The organism is Paucibacter sp. B51, from assembly GCF_027863535.1.
GTDB lineage: Bacteria > Pseudomonadota > Gammaproteobacteria > Burkholderiales > Burkholderiaceae_C > Paucibacter_A > Paucibacter_A aquatilis.
In genome coordinates this window covers 3,348,139-3,362,426 of sequence record NZ_JAPIVN010000001.1, presented here as the reverse complement: position 1 = coordinate 3,362,426, position 14,288 = coordinate 3,348,139, and the positions used below count along the sequence as shown (strand labels likewise).

12 protein-coding genes and 2 tRNA genes are annotated in these 14,288 nt (G+C 63.0%); 8 read left to right on the top strand and 6 right to left on the bottom strand.

Annotation, left to right across the window (positions count from 1 at the left end):
• Nucleotides 1–22 precede the first annotated feature (22 nt).
• The 5 genes from lptF (at nucleotide 23) to OOB33_RS14445 (ending at nucleotide 4,892) form a co-directional block, all read left to right on the top strand.
• Nucleotides 23–1,144, top strand: a complete 1,122-nt coding sequence (gene lptF, locus OOB33_RS14465) for an LPS export ABC transporter permease LptF (protein ID WP_271009180.1) — start codon at nucleotides 23–25, stop codon at nucleotides 1,142–1,144.
• Nucleotides 1,141–2,259, top strand: a complete 1,119-nt coding sequence (gene lptG / locus OOB33_RS14460) for an LPS export ABC transporter permease LptG (RefSeq protein WP_271009179.1) — start codon at nucleotides 1,141–1,143, stop codon at nucleotides 2,257–2,259. The genes lptF and lptG overlap by 4 nt, the downstream gene beginning before the upstream one ends.
• Nucleotides 2,260–2,287: 28 nt before the next feature.
• Nucleotides 2,288–2,680, top strand: a complete 393-nt coding sequence (locus OOB33_RS14455) for a sirohydrochlorin chelatase (protein ID WP_271009178.1) — start codon at nucleotides 2,288–2,290, stop codon at nucleotides 2,678–2,680.
• Entirely contained in the window at nucleotides 2,677–3,621 is a 945-nt protein-coding gene (locus OOB33_RS14450) for a CysB family HTH-type transcriptional regulator (RefSeq protein ID WP_102770139.1), read from the top strand. The genes OOB33_RS14455 and OOB33_RS14450 overlap by 4 nt, the downstream gene beginning before the upstream one ends.
• 62 nt (nucleotides 3,622–3,683) lie before the next feature.
• Nucleotides 3,684–4,892 (top strand): pyridoxal phosphate-dependent aminotransferase, encoded by a 1,209-nt coding sequence (locus tag OOB33_RS14445; protein WP_271009177.1) that lies wholly within the window; start codon nucleotides 3,684–3,686, stop codon nucleotides 4,890–4,892.
• Nucleotides 4,893–4,933: 41 nt separating this feature from the next.
• On the opposite strand, the gene OOB33_RS14440 is transcribed toward OOB33_RS14445, so the two are convergent.
• Nucleotides 4,934–7,087 carry a hypothetical protein gene (locus OOB33_RS14440; protein WP_271009176.1) on the bottom strand — a complete coding sequence of 718 codons (2,154 nt, stop codon included), beginning with the start codon at nucleotides 7,085–7,087 and terminating at the stop codon, nucleotides 4,934–4,936.
• A gap of 223 nt (nucleotides 7,088–7,310) precedes the next feature.
• Here OOB33_RS14440 and OOB33_RS14435 point away from each other — a divergent pair, with 223 nt between their 5' ends.
• Nucleotides 7,311–8,015, top strand: a complete 705-nt coding sequence (locus OOB33_RS14435) for a Crp/Fnr family transcriptional regulator (RefSeq protein WP_102770136.1) — start codon at nucleotides 7,311–7,313, stop codon at nucleotides 8,013–8,015.
• A gap of 21 nt (nucleotides 8,016–8,036) precedes the next feature.
• Here the strand turns inward: OOB33_RS14435 and OOB33_RS14430 are convergent, their stop codons facing one another.
• A complete protein-coding gene (locus tag OOB33_RS14430; protein ID WP_102770135.1) occupies nucleotides 8,037–8,780 on the bottom strand; it encodes a hypothetical protein in 744 nt (247 codons plus the stop codon).
• Between the two features lie 81 nt (nucleotides 8,781–8,861).
• Between OOB33_RS14430 and OOB33_RS14425 the strand changes: the two genes are divergently transcribed.
• Nucleotides 8,862–9,554, top strand: a complete 693-nt coding sequence (locus OOB33_RS14425) for a glutathione S-transferase N-terminal domain-containing protein (RefSeq protein ID WP_102770134.1) — start codon at nucleotides 8,862–8,864, stop codon at nucleotides 9,552–9,554.
• Nucleotides 9,555–9,610: 56 nt separating this feature from the next.
• Here the strand turns inward: OOB33_RS14425 and OOB33_RS14420 are convergent, their stop codons facing one another.
• From OOB33_RS14420 to OOB33_RS14405, 4 genes are all read right to left on the bottom strand, one after another.
• A complete protein-coding gene (locus OOB33_RS14420; protein ID WP_271009175.1) occupies nucleotides 9,611–10,306 on the bottom strand; it encodes a hypothetical protein in 696 nt (231 codons plus the stop codon).
• A 748-nt stretch (nucleotides 10,307–11,054) separates the two neighbouring features.
• Nucleotides 11,055–11,131, bottom strand: a tRNA-Arg gene (locus OOB33_RS14415).
• Nucleotides 11,132–11,314: 183 nt separating this feature from the next.
• Nucleotides 11,315–13,303, bottom strand: a complete 1,989-nt coding sequence (locus tag OOB33_RS14410; RefSeq protein WP_102770132.1) for an OPT family oligopeptide transporter — start codon at nucleotides 13,301–13,303, stop codon at nucleotides 11,315–11,317.
• 198 nt (nucleotides 13,304–13,501) lie between these two features.
• Nucleotides 13,502–13,578 (bottom strand) — tRNA-Pro (locus OOB33_RS14405).
• A 338-nt stretch (nucleotides 13,579–13,916) separates the two neighbouring features.
• Here OOB33_RS14405 and trxA point away from each other — a divergent pair.
• Nucleotides 13,917–14,246 (top strand): thioredoxin TrxA, encoded by a 330-nt coding sequence (gene trxA / locus OOB33_RS14400; RefSeq protein ID WP_102770131.1) that lies wholly within the window; start codon nucleotides 13,917–13,919, stop codon nucleotides 14,244–14,246.
• Nucleotides 14,247–14,288: the final 42 nt, after the last annotated feature.

Genomic DNA, 14,288 nt, shown 5'->3' with positions numbered 1-14,288 from the left:
CCGAGTAGAAAAAAGTCCCAGGATGTTATTCGATTCCACCGTACGCACCGAGTTGGCGCGCAGCTTCGGCGTGACCCTCGTGGTCATCCTCACCACCGTCCTCACCATCATGCTGATTGGCACCCTGGGCCAGGCGGCGGGCGGCAGCGTGGCGCCGCAGGATGTGATGCTGCTGCTGGGCTATGCCTCGCTGGGCCATCTGCCCACGATGCTGATCCTGTCGCTGTTCATTGCCATCGTGACCAGCCTTGGCCGCATGTACCGCGACTCGGAGATGTCGATTTGGTTCTCCAGCGGCATCGGCCTGAGCCGATTCGCCAAGCCGGTGTTCCGCATGGCCTGGCCGGTCCTCCTGGTGGTGATGGTGCTCTACCTCTTGATCTGGCCCTGGGGCAACCAGAACAGCGCCCAGCTGCGCGAGCGCTATCAAAAACGCAGCGACTTGTCCCGTGTGGCACCCGGCCAGTTCCAGCCTTCACGTGACGGCAGCCGCGTCTTCTTCATCGAACGAGACAGCGAGGACGGACGCACTGGCCGCAATGTCTTCATCCTGTCCAAACAACAGGACAGCGAATCCGTCACCACCTCGTCCAAAGGCCGCATCGAGCAGGTCGGCGACGACCGCTTCTTGGTGCTGGATCGCGGTCAACGCAACGAAACGAAGGGCTTTGGCGGCGAAAAGACCTTGGCCCGCTTCGAGGAGTACCAGGTCTTGATGGACAGCCAGGTCTTGCGCTCGGCCGATCAATTGCCGCCCAAAGCACTGGCCACTCTGGAACTGATCAACAACCCAACGCCGCGCAACCGGGCCGAGCTGGCCTGGCGCTTCGGCATGATTCTGTCGGCCTTCAATATGTGCTTGCTGGGCCTGGGTCTGTCGGCCACCAATCCGCGCCGTGCCAGCAATTGGAACCTGCTGTTCGCCTTGCTGACCTTTGTGGTCTATTTCAATCTGGTCAATCTCAGCCAGTCCTGGATCACCAGTGGCCGCATGAGCATGGGTGGCGCCCTGCTGAGCGTGCACGGCAGCGCGTTGGCGCTGGCACTGTTGCTGCTGTGGTGGCGTGACCAGGGCAATCGCATCCACCTACCGCGCCGCCGCGGCGTCGGCTTGAAGGCCAGTTGCCAGGGAGGCGCCGCATGAAAACGGTCCGCCGCCTGCTCTACCGTGACATCGTCGGCGCCGTCGCCTTTGTCACCTTGGCCTTTCTGTCCCTGTTTTTTTTCACCGACTGCGTCGATGAAATCGACCGCATGAGCCGTGCAGGCGCCGGCAGCTGGGTGGCGCTGCAACTGGCCCTGCTGTCGATCCCGGGACACTTCTACCAGTTGTTCCCGATCACGGTGCTGATCGGCACCATCTTCTCGCTGGCCCGCCTGGCTCAGTCCAGCGAATTCACGATTCTGCGCACTGGCGGCCTGGGTCCCGGGCGCGCGCTGGGCCTGCTGGCCAACCTGGCCCTGGTCTTTGCCGTGCTGACCTTTGTGGCCGGTGACTTTGCAGAACCTTTTTTCAAGCGCCAGTACGACTTGCTTCGCGCACGCGCCACCGGCGATGCGCAGGCCAATGCCAAAGGAGCTTGGTTGAAAGAGCACCGCACCGTGGACGGCCAGGAACGCAGCTTTTCCATCCACGTCGGGCGGGCCGATGTTGCAGGGCAACTTCGCGAGGTACGCATCTTTGAGTTCAACGAGCATGGCGGCCTGATTTCGCGCACGGCGGCCGAGCGCGCCAGCGTGGACAAGCAAGGCCTGTGGCAGCTGCAAGAGGTGGAGCGCACCGAGTGGACCAGCGGCGAGGATGCACCGAATCTGAGCACCCCAGTTCGCGAACTGCGGCTGCCGCGCCTGGATTGGCCCAGCAGCCTGCACGCAGGCGTGATCACAGCCGCTGTGCTGCCGGCCGGCTCCATGTCGACCTTGGAGCTCTATCGCTACACCGAGCACCTGTCCGCGCAAGAGCAATCGGCTCAGGCCCATAACATTCAGTTCTGGCGCAAAGCGCTCTACCCCTTCGCCTGCTTTGTGATGATCGCCCTGGCCCTGCCATTCGCCTATCTTCATGGGCGGTCGGGCGGCATCAGCCTCAAGGTCTTCGGCGGCATCATGCTGGGCATCAGCTTTGTCCTGCTGAACAATGTGGCCGGGCATATGGGCATCTTGAACAACTGGACGCCTTGGGCTGCCGCCGCGACGCCCAGCCTGATCTATCTGGCCCTCTCGCTGGCCGCCTTCGGCTGGTTGGTCCGCTACCGATGAACCCGCTCCACACCCACCACCAACAGCCATGAGCCAAGGCCTGCTTCTTTTCGCCCATGGCGCCCGCGATCCCGATTGGGCGCGCCCATTCGAAGCCGTGGCCGCTCGCTTGGCCCGACAACGCCCGGGCTTGGCCATGCGATTGGCCTACCTGGAATTCATGTCGCCCAGCCTCGAAGAAGCGGCACACGGCCTCGCGGCCGAGGGCTGCGACACGATTCACATCGTGCCCATGTTCCTGGGTACCGGCGGCCACGTGCGGCGCGACATTCCGCCCCTGCTGGCCAGCCTGGAAAGCCAGTACGGCGATGCCGTGCAGTGGCTGCTGCACCCTGCCCTGGGCGACCAGGAGCGCATCATCCAGGCCATGGCCGAGGCCAGCCTGGCCTGGCTGGACGGCCCCGCCGAGGAACACCCATGAACTTGCACCAGTTCCGATTCGTGCAGGAAGCGGCACGCCGCAATCTCAACTTGACCGAGACCGCCAAGGCGCTGTTCACTTCTCAGCCGGGCGTGTCCAAGGCCATCCTGGAACTCGAAGAAGAGCTAGGCATCGACATCTTCTCGCGTCACGGCAAGCGCCTGCGCCGCATCACCGAGCCCGGCCAGCAGGTGCTGGCCGCCATCGAAATCATCATGCGCGAGGTCAACAACCTCAAGCGCATCGGCGACGAATACTCCAAGCAGGACAGTGGCACCCTGTCGATCGCCACCACTCACACCCAGGCGCGCTATGTTCTGCCGGGCCCGGTAGCCCAGCTGCGCCGGCAACTGCCGCTGGTGCGCGTCAGCCTGCACCAAGGCAACCCCGACCAAGTCGTGCGCATGCTGCTCGACGACAGCGCCGATGTCGGCCTGGCCACCGAATCTCTGGCCCAGATCGAAGAGCTGGTCACCTTGCCCTGCTACGAATGGCAGCATGTGCTGGTGGTGCCGGCCGACCATCCTCTGGCCCAGGTGGAGCGCCCGAGCCTGGAGCAGCTGGCTGCCGAGCCCCTGGTGTCTTACCACCCCAGTTTCACCGGCCGCACTCGCATCGACCGGGCATTCCAGGCGCGCCAGTTGCACCCCAACTTCGTGCTCGAGGCCATCGACTCCGACGTCATCAAGACCTATGTCCGCCTGGGCATGGGTGTGGGCATCGTGGCCGAAATGGCGGTGCGCGAGGATCCTCCCGACGGCGGACTTGTGTCGCGACCGCTGGGCCATTTGTTCGGCCAGAATGTCACCCGCATTGCCTTCAAACGTGGCGCTTATCTGCGCAATTACGTCTACAGCTTTGCCGAGCTGCTGTCGGACCGACTGAACCGCCCCTTGCTCGAGCGAGCCATGAGCGGCGAGGCCAGCGACTACAAGCTCTGAACGCTTTGATCCCTTGATCTCAGTCGGGCCCGGCCGCTCGACTGTCTGCCCCGCCCTCGACCATGAATGCACCGACATCGCCCGGCAGCCTGACCCTGCCCACGCCCCTGAACAGCCGACTGCCCCAGGTGGGCGCCACCATCTTCAGCACCATGTCGGCCTTGGCTCAGGCCCATGGCGCCGTCAATCTGGGCCAAGGATTTCCCGACTTCGACTGCGACCCCGCCCTGATCGAGGCCGTGCATGCCGCGATGCGTGACGGCCACAACCAGTACCCACCCATGCCCGGTGTGCCCGCACTGCGCCAAGCGGTGGCCACCAAGCTGCAGGCTACGCATGGCCAAGCCTATTGCCCTGAGCGCGAGATCACCATCACCGCCGGCGCCACCCAAGCCATCTTGTGCGCCCTATTGGCCATCGTTCATCCCGGCGATGAAGTGATCGTGCTGGAGCCCTGCTATGACAGCTACGCCCCCAATATCGCGCTGGCTGGCGGCGTGCTCGTACGCGTGCCCCTGGACCCGGAGACCTTTCGCCCCGATTTCGATCGCATCCGCGCCGCGTTGACCCCCCGCACGCGCGCCCTCATCATCAACACCCCGCACAACCCCAGTGCCACGGTCTGGAGTGATGCCGAGATGCGCAACCTTGCCGACTTGCTGCGCGGCAGCCAGGCACTGTTGATCAGCGATGAGGTCTACGAACACATGGTCTATGACGGGCAAGCGCATCAAAGCGTCGCCCGTTTTCCGGAGCTGGCCGCTCGCAGCCTGATCGTGTCCAGCTTCGGCAAGACCTTCCACGTCACCGGCTGGAAAGTCGGTTATGTCGCCGCTCCCGCGGCCCTGAGCGCCGAGTTCCGCAAGGTACACCAGTACACGGTGTTCTCCGTCAACACGCCGGTTCAGCTGGGTCTGAGCCGTTATCTGGCAGACCCACGTCCCTATTTGGATCTGCCCGCGTTTTACCAGCGCAAGCGCGACCATTTCCGCGCAGTCCTGGCGCAATGCCGGCTGCGCCTGCTGCCCAGCGAGGGCAGCTATTTCCAGTGCGTGGACTACCGCGAGCTTGAGGCCGGACGAGCACTCAACGACGCCGAGTTTTGCCAATGGCTGACACGAGAAGTGGGCGTGGCGGCAATTCCAGTGTCGGCTTTCCATGCGGACAAGCAAGACCAGGCGCGGGCCAGCCAAGACAAGATCATTCGCTTTTGCTTCGCAAAAAAAGACGCGACCCTGGATCGCGCACTGGCCTTGCTGCGGCAGCTCTGAGCTGGTGCGCCAAGGCCCGGGCGCGACAGAAACTCAGAAACTCAGAAACGGCTGGGTGCGCTGATGCGCGACGCGGCGGCGTTCGGGTCATCCAGCGAGATGTCAACCTCCAGCGCATGCTGAGGGCCCGGCATGGCCTTGCCCTGCCAGATCATGGTGGCCATCAATTCATGGCCGTCGCCCGCCGTTCCAGCCGCAGACGAAGCGTCGCCATCCAGAGGCAAGAAGAGATCGATTTCTTCGCCACGCACCTCATGTTCGGAGCGATCTCGGGCCACACTGTAGAGAAACAGCAGCTCACGGTAGGCCGGCAAATCGAAACCCTGCCCTTGCGCACCACCACGCGAGAGCAGTTCCTGCACCAGGGCCATGCTGGCGGCCGCATCGGCCCAGCGACCCTGGATGCGCTGCAAGTCGGCAGGGTAGGCCTCCAAATCACGCCCCAGGTTGAGATCGGCGCCCCAGGTAGGCGCCAAGGCATCAAACCGCTTGGCAAAGGCCGCAGCCACCTGTTGAAAGCGCGGCTCCTGACCTTGGCGCTGGTGGATCTCCATCAGCTTCAAATACGGCAAGGCGCTGGCGCCGCCGAAATCGATGCGGGCCTGCAGCAACTCCACCGCGGCATCACTCTGGCCCAGCACCAGGAAGAACTCGACCTGCTGTTCCAGGTCGATCAGTTCCTCCACGGTCACATGATCGGTGCCGACCGCGGTGACGTTCAAGGGCACGGGCGCGGTGAAAGCACCGGTGTCATTGACGAAATTGGCCGGCGTGTCCAGCAACTGAATGCTCAGAGGCTCCGACGCTGATTCGTCCGCCAGCGGCATGGGGGCAGACAGAAAGTCGTCGCCTGGATCGCCCATTGCATCGTCTACCGCATCTTGAGGCGGCAAGGTGATGGTGCGCTCATCGATCGGACTGAGGTGCGCCGCTGCCGGCATTGCGCCCGTGGCCGAAGCCCAAGCGCTGGGCGGAGCAGAGGCCGCCACTCCAGAAAGCGCGGGCGCAGGGCTGACAGGGGTCAAGTCATGCCCGTCCAGGCCGGACCGATCGGCGCCGCCAGTCCGAGATGCCTCGCCGGGTGCAACTCCCACGTCAGGCTCGCGCGCATCGATCTCATCTGGCGACTTCCCTGCACGGCCGGCAGTCCACCAAGCCGCATCGCGTTCGGCGCGCTCCTGGCGACGGCTGTTCCAAAGAAAAGCACTCAGGCCCGCCAAGCCCAGGCTCAACGCAGCCAAGCCCCAGACGGCGGGCTGCGGCCCTTCATCCGGCGGCGCTGCCTCCAACTGCGTGCGCAAGGCCTGCACCTTGGCACGGCTGCCTTGGTTGTCTTGCTGCAGCCGGTTGAGCAGCTCTTCGAGCTGACGCAAACGCAGCAGCGCCACCTCGGCAGCCGCGATCTGGGCCAAGGGCGACTCGGCGGCCTCATCGGCATCCGGGGCATCCAGGCGCAAACGAGGCGTTTCGCCGGCCTTCAGACTCACGGTTCGCAAGGTTGAGCTGGCCTTGCCCTGAGTCGGCCTGGCCGTTGCCGTCCGCACAACGGCCGCATCGGCCTCAGGCGCTGAGGGCAGCTTGACTTTCGAGCCCGACGCAACTCTCGATGAAGGTGCGACGGGTCCGGTCGCGCCAGGCGCCGGGGCCATGCGAGCGCTTGAACCGAGCAGCTCTTCGGGGCGGGCGCCGGCGGCAGCCATGGCGGCCCGCATGGCCGGCGTGTACTGAGGCGCCCGCACAGCAGCAGGGGCTTGGTTGAGGCCGCGTGCTCCTTGATCCAATCCCGGCGGGTCGATGAAGGCCGTGTACTGGCGCTTCAAGACCGACGGACAACCCAGACTCAGGTTGACATGCACCAAAGGCTCATTGATGGGCACCGGGCTGTAAAGGCGCACAGCTCGCACCGCGCCTTCACTTTCACCTTCCAGCACCACCTGCACCAGATGCTGCGGCAAGCGCGCCTCACCCGCATAGACCTCAGCCTGCACGCACTCGGGAGTCAGACGCTCACCCGCCTTCAGCAGCACAGGAAAGGCCAGATTCAGCGCCTGCCCCAGGGCTGATTGCGTCAGCGGACTGTCCACGCCCAGGGCCTGCACCGGGCCGCACAGACCCAGGCTCACACCGAGCAGCAATGGCGCGATGGATCGGGGATGGCGCCAGGTGAAGGTGGGCGGTGCGGGTGCTCGGTCCATGCCGGGGGGAAATGTTGTTTGACTCACTCTAGCACGCAGCATCGCCCGCACTGCGGGACAAAAGCGCGAAACAAACCGCCTTCCCAGGCCATTTCCGCAGGCGACGCAAGTGCCTGGGTTTTCCATGCCATTTCCGTTTTGAGACCATCCCGACACCAAGCATCTGCTCATGGACAATCAGTCATCCGACGACAAACTCTTGTGGTCACGACAGCGGCACAGCATGAACAGCACGGTCCTCACACAAACAGAACGCAACAACATCGAATCGGGCCCGTGGTTCTCCAAGCTCTCCGCCGCCTTGCGCGAGGACATCCTTGCTCGCGCCTCGGTGCGCCGCCTCAACGATGGCGCCCTGCTCTCCTGCCGTGGCGAGCCGGCCGAGGAATGGATGGCGGTCGCCAAAGGTGCCGTGCGCGTGAGCTCGGTGTCACTGGCGGGCAAGCAGATTGCGCTGACCTATGTCGAACCTGGCACCTGGTTCGGAGACATCGCCTTGTTCGACGGGCTGCCACGGACCCACGATGCCAGTGTGCATGGAGAAACCACCTTGCTGGTGATCCGCAAGCCCGATTTCCGCGAGCTGCTGCAGCGCCACACCGAGCTCTACGATGCGCTGCTGCGCCTGAACTGCCGCCGCCTGCGCCTGATGTTCGACATGGTGGAAGACCTGAACACCCGGCCCCTGGCCTCGCGGCTGGCCAAGCAGATCATCTTCCTGGCTCGCTCCTACGGCGAGCCCCAGGGCGAGGAAACCCGCATCGGCCTGCAACTGGCGCAAGAAGACCTGGCCCAGCTGCTGGGGGCGTCGCGCCAGCGCGTGAATCAAGAGCTCAAGAGCTTCGAACGCGAAGGGGCTGTGCGGGTCGAACCCACGCGCCTGGTCATGCTCAGCCGCGACAAACTCCTGGCCATTGCCAATCGCTGAACAGCCTCTGCGGCCCTGCGCTCAGGGCCGTGACAGGTCTTCCTCCGGCCGCGAAGACTGCCAGGCGATCGAGGTGGTGGTCGGCCATGGGCCGCTTTCAGACAAGCGACCATTGACACGCTGAGCCTCCCGGCCCGCGACTTCCAGCAACTTGAGCAGGCCCTGGATGGCAGGCAAGCTGGGCTGGTCCATGGCCGTGCGCAGGTAGGCATTGCCACGCAGGGTCATGATCACGACGGGGTGCCCTTCGGGCAGCAAATCCTGACTGGCCTGGGCCAGGGCTTCACTGAGATCGCCATCCAGCCAGGCGGCGGTCAGGTCTTTGTTGACGCCGATGGCGCCAAAGCGCTGACGCACCAGCTTGGAGCTGATCTGGCCGAGCTTGGGGAACATCACCAGCCAGCGCATCTCCTCCGGCGTGTCGGTGTCGACACGGGTCTTGAGCGTGTCGGTGTAGGCCTCGAACACGGTGGACTCCAGCGACTCCATCAGCTGGCGGCACAGCACCATCATCTGCAGATCGCTGTGCAGGCGCAGCTCGCAGCGAATGCGCAGCTCCGAGCCCTTGATGTAGCCGCGCTGGGAGTCCCCCCACTCGATGCGCAAGCTGCCGGGCAGGGCTTTGGGCTGCTCGATCACGAAGCCGCGGCCGTCTCGGGTCAAGCGGAACTGGGCATTGCGGCTCTCCGACCAATCGTGGATGGGCCGCCAGCGGGCGGCATTGGAGCGGGCAACGAACCAGTGTTTGACTTGCTTAAAAAACATGAGCTAGCACAATGCGGCGAACGCCAGAACAGCGTGACGATGCGCCTTGCATCGACCGTCTGGCCAAGGTGGAGAACCCAAATGATCGAAGTGTATTCATGGCCTACACCCAACGGCCACAAGGTTCACATCATGTTGGAAGAATGCGGACTGCCCTATCGGGTGATCCCCGTGGACATCGGGGCGGGCGCACAATTCGAGCCCGCCTTTCTGGCCATCAGCCCGAACAACAAGATCCCCGCCATCCAGGACAGCGAAGGCCCGGACGGGCGGCCGATCAGCCTGTTCGAGTCGGGCGCCATCCTGCTGTACCTGGCCGGCAAGACCGGGCGATTTCTGCCCGCTGACACGGCCGGCAAGTACGAGGTGTTGCAGTGGTTGATGTTCCAGATGGGCAGCGTCGGCCCCATGCTGGGTCAGGCTCACCACTTTCGCATCTACGCCCCGGAGAAAATCGCCTACGCGATCGAGCGCTACAGCAAGGAAGCGCAGCGCCTGTACGGCGTGATCGACAAGCGTCTGGCCATGAGCCGCTACATCGGCGGGCCGGCTTACAGCATTGCCGACATGGCCATCTTTCCCTGGCTGCGCAGCTGGAAAAACCAAGGCGTGCAGATGTCGGACTACCCCCATCTCAAGGGCTGGTTTGACGAAATCGCTGCGCGGCCGGCAGTGCAGCGCGGCGTGGCCGTGCTGGAAACCCAGCGCAAGCCCTTGATGGACGACAAGGCCCGCGAAATGCTGTTCGGGGACACCCAGTACCGCCGACATTGATGCCTGCTTCGTCTGGCACACAGAGCCGGACGCACTCCTCATGCATCTCATGAACCTCAAGGTCCTGGCGCCGAGACAGCGGCGGGAGCGGCAGCGGAGCTGGCCCCAGCACCTGTGCGTGAGGCCGGCACAAAGGACTGCAAGAACTCATCGCTCATGGTGCGCGCCAGCAACTCCGGACGCAGGCGCTCGAGATTGCGCTGATTGAGCTCAAAGCCACGTTCGTTGGTGTAGAGCGGCGCCCCGATGCTGAGGCCTTCGCCCGAAGTCCGCGGCCCCTTCATCCCCTGCAGGGGATACAGACGCAAGCGGGCCTTGAACGAAGACGACTCGACATCGGCGAACACGGTGGTTTCCAAGACCTGGCCGCAACCGAGGCGCTGTGCTTCGTCCAGCAACAGGCGCGCATTGCGCGCAAGATCCAGCGCCGAGACCTTGAGCACCAAGGCATGAGCGGTGTGGCGAGCCTGATTGAGTGCATCAACCACCTCGCGGTTGAAGCTCAGATTGAGCTGATCCCAATACTCGTTCTGGGCAGCCTGCGTGGGTTCGAAATTGCGCCCATGCCCGAACACCAACACACAGGACCCTGGGCCGGTGCCCAATACCGGCGCTGCCGCGCCGCCATCCTGCGCCCAAACTATCGTGGCACCGAACAAGATGGCCACCACCCCGAAGAACCGAGCCGCTCGGCAGGCTTTGGCAGCACGCAGGGCGAGGCAGGTGTGTCGGGTGATTGGCAAGGCAGTCATGGCAAGGCAGGCACGGCAGTCACGGAAGCATGGGCAAGAACAAACGCAATCCCGTGTCGAAGCGGACGCGCACAGCCCGCGGGCTGGACAGGGCTGCGGAGTCTAACAACGGAATGCGACGGAGCTGGGCACTTGAAGCCTCAGCCGGCACCTTCTCTGCCCGGCTTGAAGTCTTGAATCGGATCCTCACTGCATGGTGTTCGATCCAAAAAAGCAAAGCGGCGTCCAACGAGGACGCCGCTTGCTCACAAGGAGTCACATGGCATGCAGACTGAGACGAATCTGCACTGCGCTCCAAGCCATTCCCCAAGGTTGCGAGAACAGCATTTGCAGCCGCACTCACTCCCCCTCCAGCGTACACATCGTGGTGCCGCTATTCCCTCGTTTTGTGGACTCTACTTTACGTTTGGTAACGCGCAGGATGCAATCCTTGCAACGCAAAATCTCTGGCCCAAATGCAGGAAATCAGCGTTAAAGCGGGAATTCAAAGGAAAGCAAGGTTCAGGAAAACCCTAGAACGCCGGGAACAAGCGTGATTCAAAAAGATGCGCCAGCTTGTCAGCCCGTAAATCCATTCTTGCTTTGCAAGGCAGCGGCGCTGGCTTCGAAACAAGAACAGCACAGGAGCGAAACATCGCAAGATCCACCAGCGTCAGCCCCTGAAACCGCAATCGGCCCGGCACGCCAACGCGGACATCCACCACACAGGAAGGAGAGTGCGGCGCAACATGGCTGCGAGAAAGAAGATTGGCCCGACCAGCAAGAATCGAACTTGCAACCGCCCGCTTAGAAGGCGGGTGCTCTATCCAGTTGAGCTATGGTCGGTCGAACAGGGCACGGCGCCGATCGACGCCACCCCCGGCAATGAGCCCCGGCAAGCCTGCCACGAGGCCACCCAAACAAATTGAGGTCTGAGCTGTAGCAGAACCCGAATCAAGGCTCCGGGGGCCGCGATTGTGCCATGGGCCTGGGAGGCCGCGCGAGTGCGCCGCCGCCGAGGCCCCACCATCAATTCATGATCACATTGACGATGGAGTTGCCGATTCCCATCAAGGCCGCGCCCGAGATCAGGCCCGCACAGATCGGCTCGCAACCTTCCACCCAAATGCGGTGACCGGGGCTGCTCACACTCTTGTGGCGCAGGCCCATGACCCAGAACAGCATTGCACCCACCCACATGGCAAACACCGACTCGGGCGGCAACACCACGCCCAAGCCAATGGACACAGCCGACAGCGGGAAGCGGCCCTTGGTGACGATGCGCAGCACCTCGATGACGATGGCGCTGATGGCTGCCACAGCCATGGCGATCAGAGCCGAGGTCGGGAAGCCATTGAAGCCGCGTGCAATCAACTCGGCCACGCCCTTCCACTGCAAGGCACCCGGCATGGCGAACTGCTCCGACACCAGGGTCGACACTGAGCGCACGCCATTGGCATCGGCCGGCAAGAAGAGCAGGAAGTACAGGGGCACACAGGCCAGCAAGCCCGCGAAGATGCCGATGATGTGACCAATGGCCTGGTGGCGCGGCTTGCCGCCGAGCATGTAGCCCGGCTTGATGTCCGACAGCAGATTGGCGGCGTTGGAGGCAATCTCCGAGGTCATGCCGGCCGGCAGCAAATTGCTGGCGGGATTGGTCCGGTCGATTGCGCCCATGGTGAACTGGGTGATCTTGGACAGGGCCCCGGTCGGCGTCCACGAGGTCAAGGCCATCGAGTTGGTGCAGATGACCGTCAGCACAAAGATCAAGGGTAAGGACACCAAGGCCAGGAACATGGGCACACCAAAGAACAGGTGCGTGACCCAGGCGCCCAGCACGCTGAACACGGGCACGCCGACATAGGAGATCCACAGCGGCACTTCGATACCGGCCAGCAGATCCGGGCCCGTGGACGCCACAGCCGCGCCCTTCTTCTTGCCTTTGAACAGACTGGTGATCAGCTCAGGTTTGGCCAGCAGGCTGGTCAGCGAGCCCACCACCATGATGGTGACCCCCCACCACAGCGACCACTGGTTGACGATCTCGGCGCGCGAAAGCGGCACCAGTGCCCCACTGGGCGACACGCGCGGCGCAATATCGCCGAGCTGAATCATCATCGGTGCAAGGATGACGAAGTTGATGAAGGCACCGAGCAAGCAACTGGTTGCGATCGCAATGCCCATCAGACCGCCGACACCGATCATGGCGGCGTCCAGCGTCAGGCGCAGGCCCAAGACGCGGAAATCCGTACCCAGAATCTTCGGGATCCACCACTCCGCCTTGGCTGCGGCTTGGTAGTAGTAGGTGTCCAGACGCTCATGCAGATGCCAAGGCTCTTTCATGCCGGCCCACTGATCCATGCGCAGGATCTTGAACTGGATCAACTTCATCCAGCCATCACTGACCACGGCTTGATAGAGCGCAGTGCCACCGGCCACCAGGGTCAGCAAACGCGCCTTGAACACACCTGTCGCTGCGTCGCCCATGTAGAGCGCATCCAGCACCACGCCGCTGGCACGGCCCTCGGGAAAAGGCAGCTGATCTTCATTGATGAAGCGCCGCTTCATGGGGAAAGCCACCAGCACGCCAAGAATGGATGTCACTGCCATCCAAATGATCATCTGCCACCAAGGAATGATGCGGCCCGTGATCAACATATAGGCCGCCAAGCTGGTGTAGAGCGGCGCCACCACATAGCCCGCCGCAGTCGCGATCGACTGCGTGCAGTTGTTCTCGAGGATGGTGTAGTCCTTGGCCAGACCCGAAGCGTGCAAGGCGCGGAACAAGCCAAACGACAGAATCACCGCGGTCAGCCCCACGCCGATGCCGATGCCGGTCTTGCCGCCCACATAAAGCGCCGTGGCTGCCAGAACGGCGCCGAGCAAGAAACCCGTCAGGGCAGACCGCAGGGTCAGCTGCGGCATGTCGCCGCGGAAGATGTTCTTGAACCACCACTCGTCCTTTTGGGCGCGAGTCCAGGTCTGGATTTGCTCTTCGGTCAGTTGTTGGATAGCCATGGCATCAAGTCATGTTGAAGGGCGGGCTCGATCAAGCCCAGTCGCGCGCAATTCTGTGGTTCGAGCTGCGGCCAGAGAAGTCGCGCTAACCCAGGGCGCACAAACCCCGGTGTCAAATACGACTGCCTTACCTTTCTCCAGCACAAACAAAAAACCCGCTGCAAACTCGCGCTTGCAACGGGTATTCGATAAGGGTCTTGGTCGGGGCGGCGGGATTCGAACTCGCGACCCTCTGCTCCCAAAGCAGATGCGCTACCAGGCTGCGCTACGCCCCGACGAAGACCGCCATTCTAGCCTGGAATTCAAGCGCTCCCAAGAAAACTCCAAAAACTTCTTCCAGGCCACTGCAAACAACACGCCATTGCCGAAATCATGCCCCCCCCCAAAAACCTCCGAGTTGTTTTCACGTTAGCGACCCAGCAGCCAAGAATCAGAAGGCAAGCGCAGAACACAAGTCGTTGCGCTGATTCGCGAGCACGTGAAGCCGACCGTTCCACCATGGCCCCATCGTCACGACCCCAAATCCTTTGTGTCAAAATCCAACGACACTCAAGCCAGCCACGTCTGGCCTCTTTGTCGGCAGCCCTGCCGAGACCCCGTCCAAGGACACTCCATGAGCAGCGAACTGATCAAACACATTTCCGACGCATCCTTTGACGCCGATGTGATCCAAGCCGGCAAGCCCGTGCTGGTGGACTACTGGGCCGAATGGTGCGGCCCCTGCAAGATGATTGCACCCATCCTGGACGAAGTGTCCAAGGACTATGGCGATCGCCTGCAAATCACCAAGATGAACGTGGACGAAAACCGCGAAGTGCCCGCCAAGTTCGGCATCCGCGGCATCCCAACCCTGATGCTGTTCAAGGACGGCCAGCTGGCCGCCACCAAGGTCGGTGCTTTGTCCAAGGCCCAATTGACGGCCTTCCTGGACGCTAACCTATAATCCCCTTCAATCTGTTGCCGGGGACATATCGAATCCTCTCGG

Excerpts from the sequence above, each read along its gene's own strand:
- lptF (WP_271009180.1), top strand. The coding sequence starts at position 23 with ATGTTATTCGATTCCACCGTACGCACCGAGTTGGCGCGCAGCTTCGGC.
- lptG (WP_271009179.1), top strand. The coding sequence starts at position 1,141 with ATGAAAACGGTCCGCCGCCTGCTCTACCGTGACATCGTCGGCGCCGTC.
- OOB33_RS14455 (WP_271009178.1), top strand. The coding sequence starts at position 2,288 with ATGAGCCAAGGCCTGCTTCTTTTCGCCCATGGCGCCCGCGATCCCGAT.
- OOB33_RS14450 (WP_102770139.1), top strand. The coding sequence starts at position 2,677 with ATGAACTTGCACCAGTTCCGATTCGTGCAGGAAGCGGCACGCCGCAAT.
- OOB33_RS14445 (WP_271009177.1), top strand. The coding sequence starts at position 3,684 with ATGAATGCACCGACATCGCCCGGCAGCCTGACCCTGCCCACGCCCCTG.
- OOB33_RS14440 (WP_271009176.1), bottom strand. The coding sequence starts at position 7,087 with ATGGACCGAGCACCCGCACCGCCCACCTTCACCTGGCGCCATCCCCGA.
- OOB33_RS14435 (WP_102770136.1), top strand. The coding sequence starts at position 7,311 with ATGAACAGCACGGTCCTCACACAAACAGAACGCAACAACATCGAATCG.
- OOB33_RS14430 (WP_102770135.1), bottom strand. The coding sequence starts at position 8,780 with ATGTTTTTTAAGCAAGTCAAACACTGGTTCGTTGCCCGCTCCAATGCC.
- OOB33_RS14425 (WP_102770134.1), top strand. The coding sequence starts at position 8,862 with ATGATCGAAGTGTATTCATGGCCTACACCCAACGGCCACAAGGTTCAC.
- OOB33_RS14420 (WP_271009175.1), bottom strand. The coding sequence starts at position 10,306 with ATGACTGCCTTGCCAATCACCCGACACACCTGCCTCGCCCTGCGTGCT.
- OOB33_RS14410 (WP_102770132.1), bottom strand. The coding sequence starts at position 13,303 with ATGGCTATCCAACAACTGACCGAAGAGCAAATCCAGACCTGGACTCGC.
- trxA (WP_102770131.1), top strand. The coding sequence starts at position 13,917 with ATGAGCAGCGAACTGATCAAACACATTTCCGACGCATCCTTTGACGCC.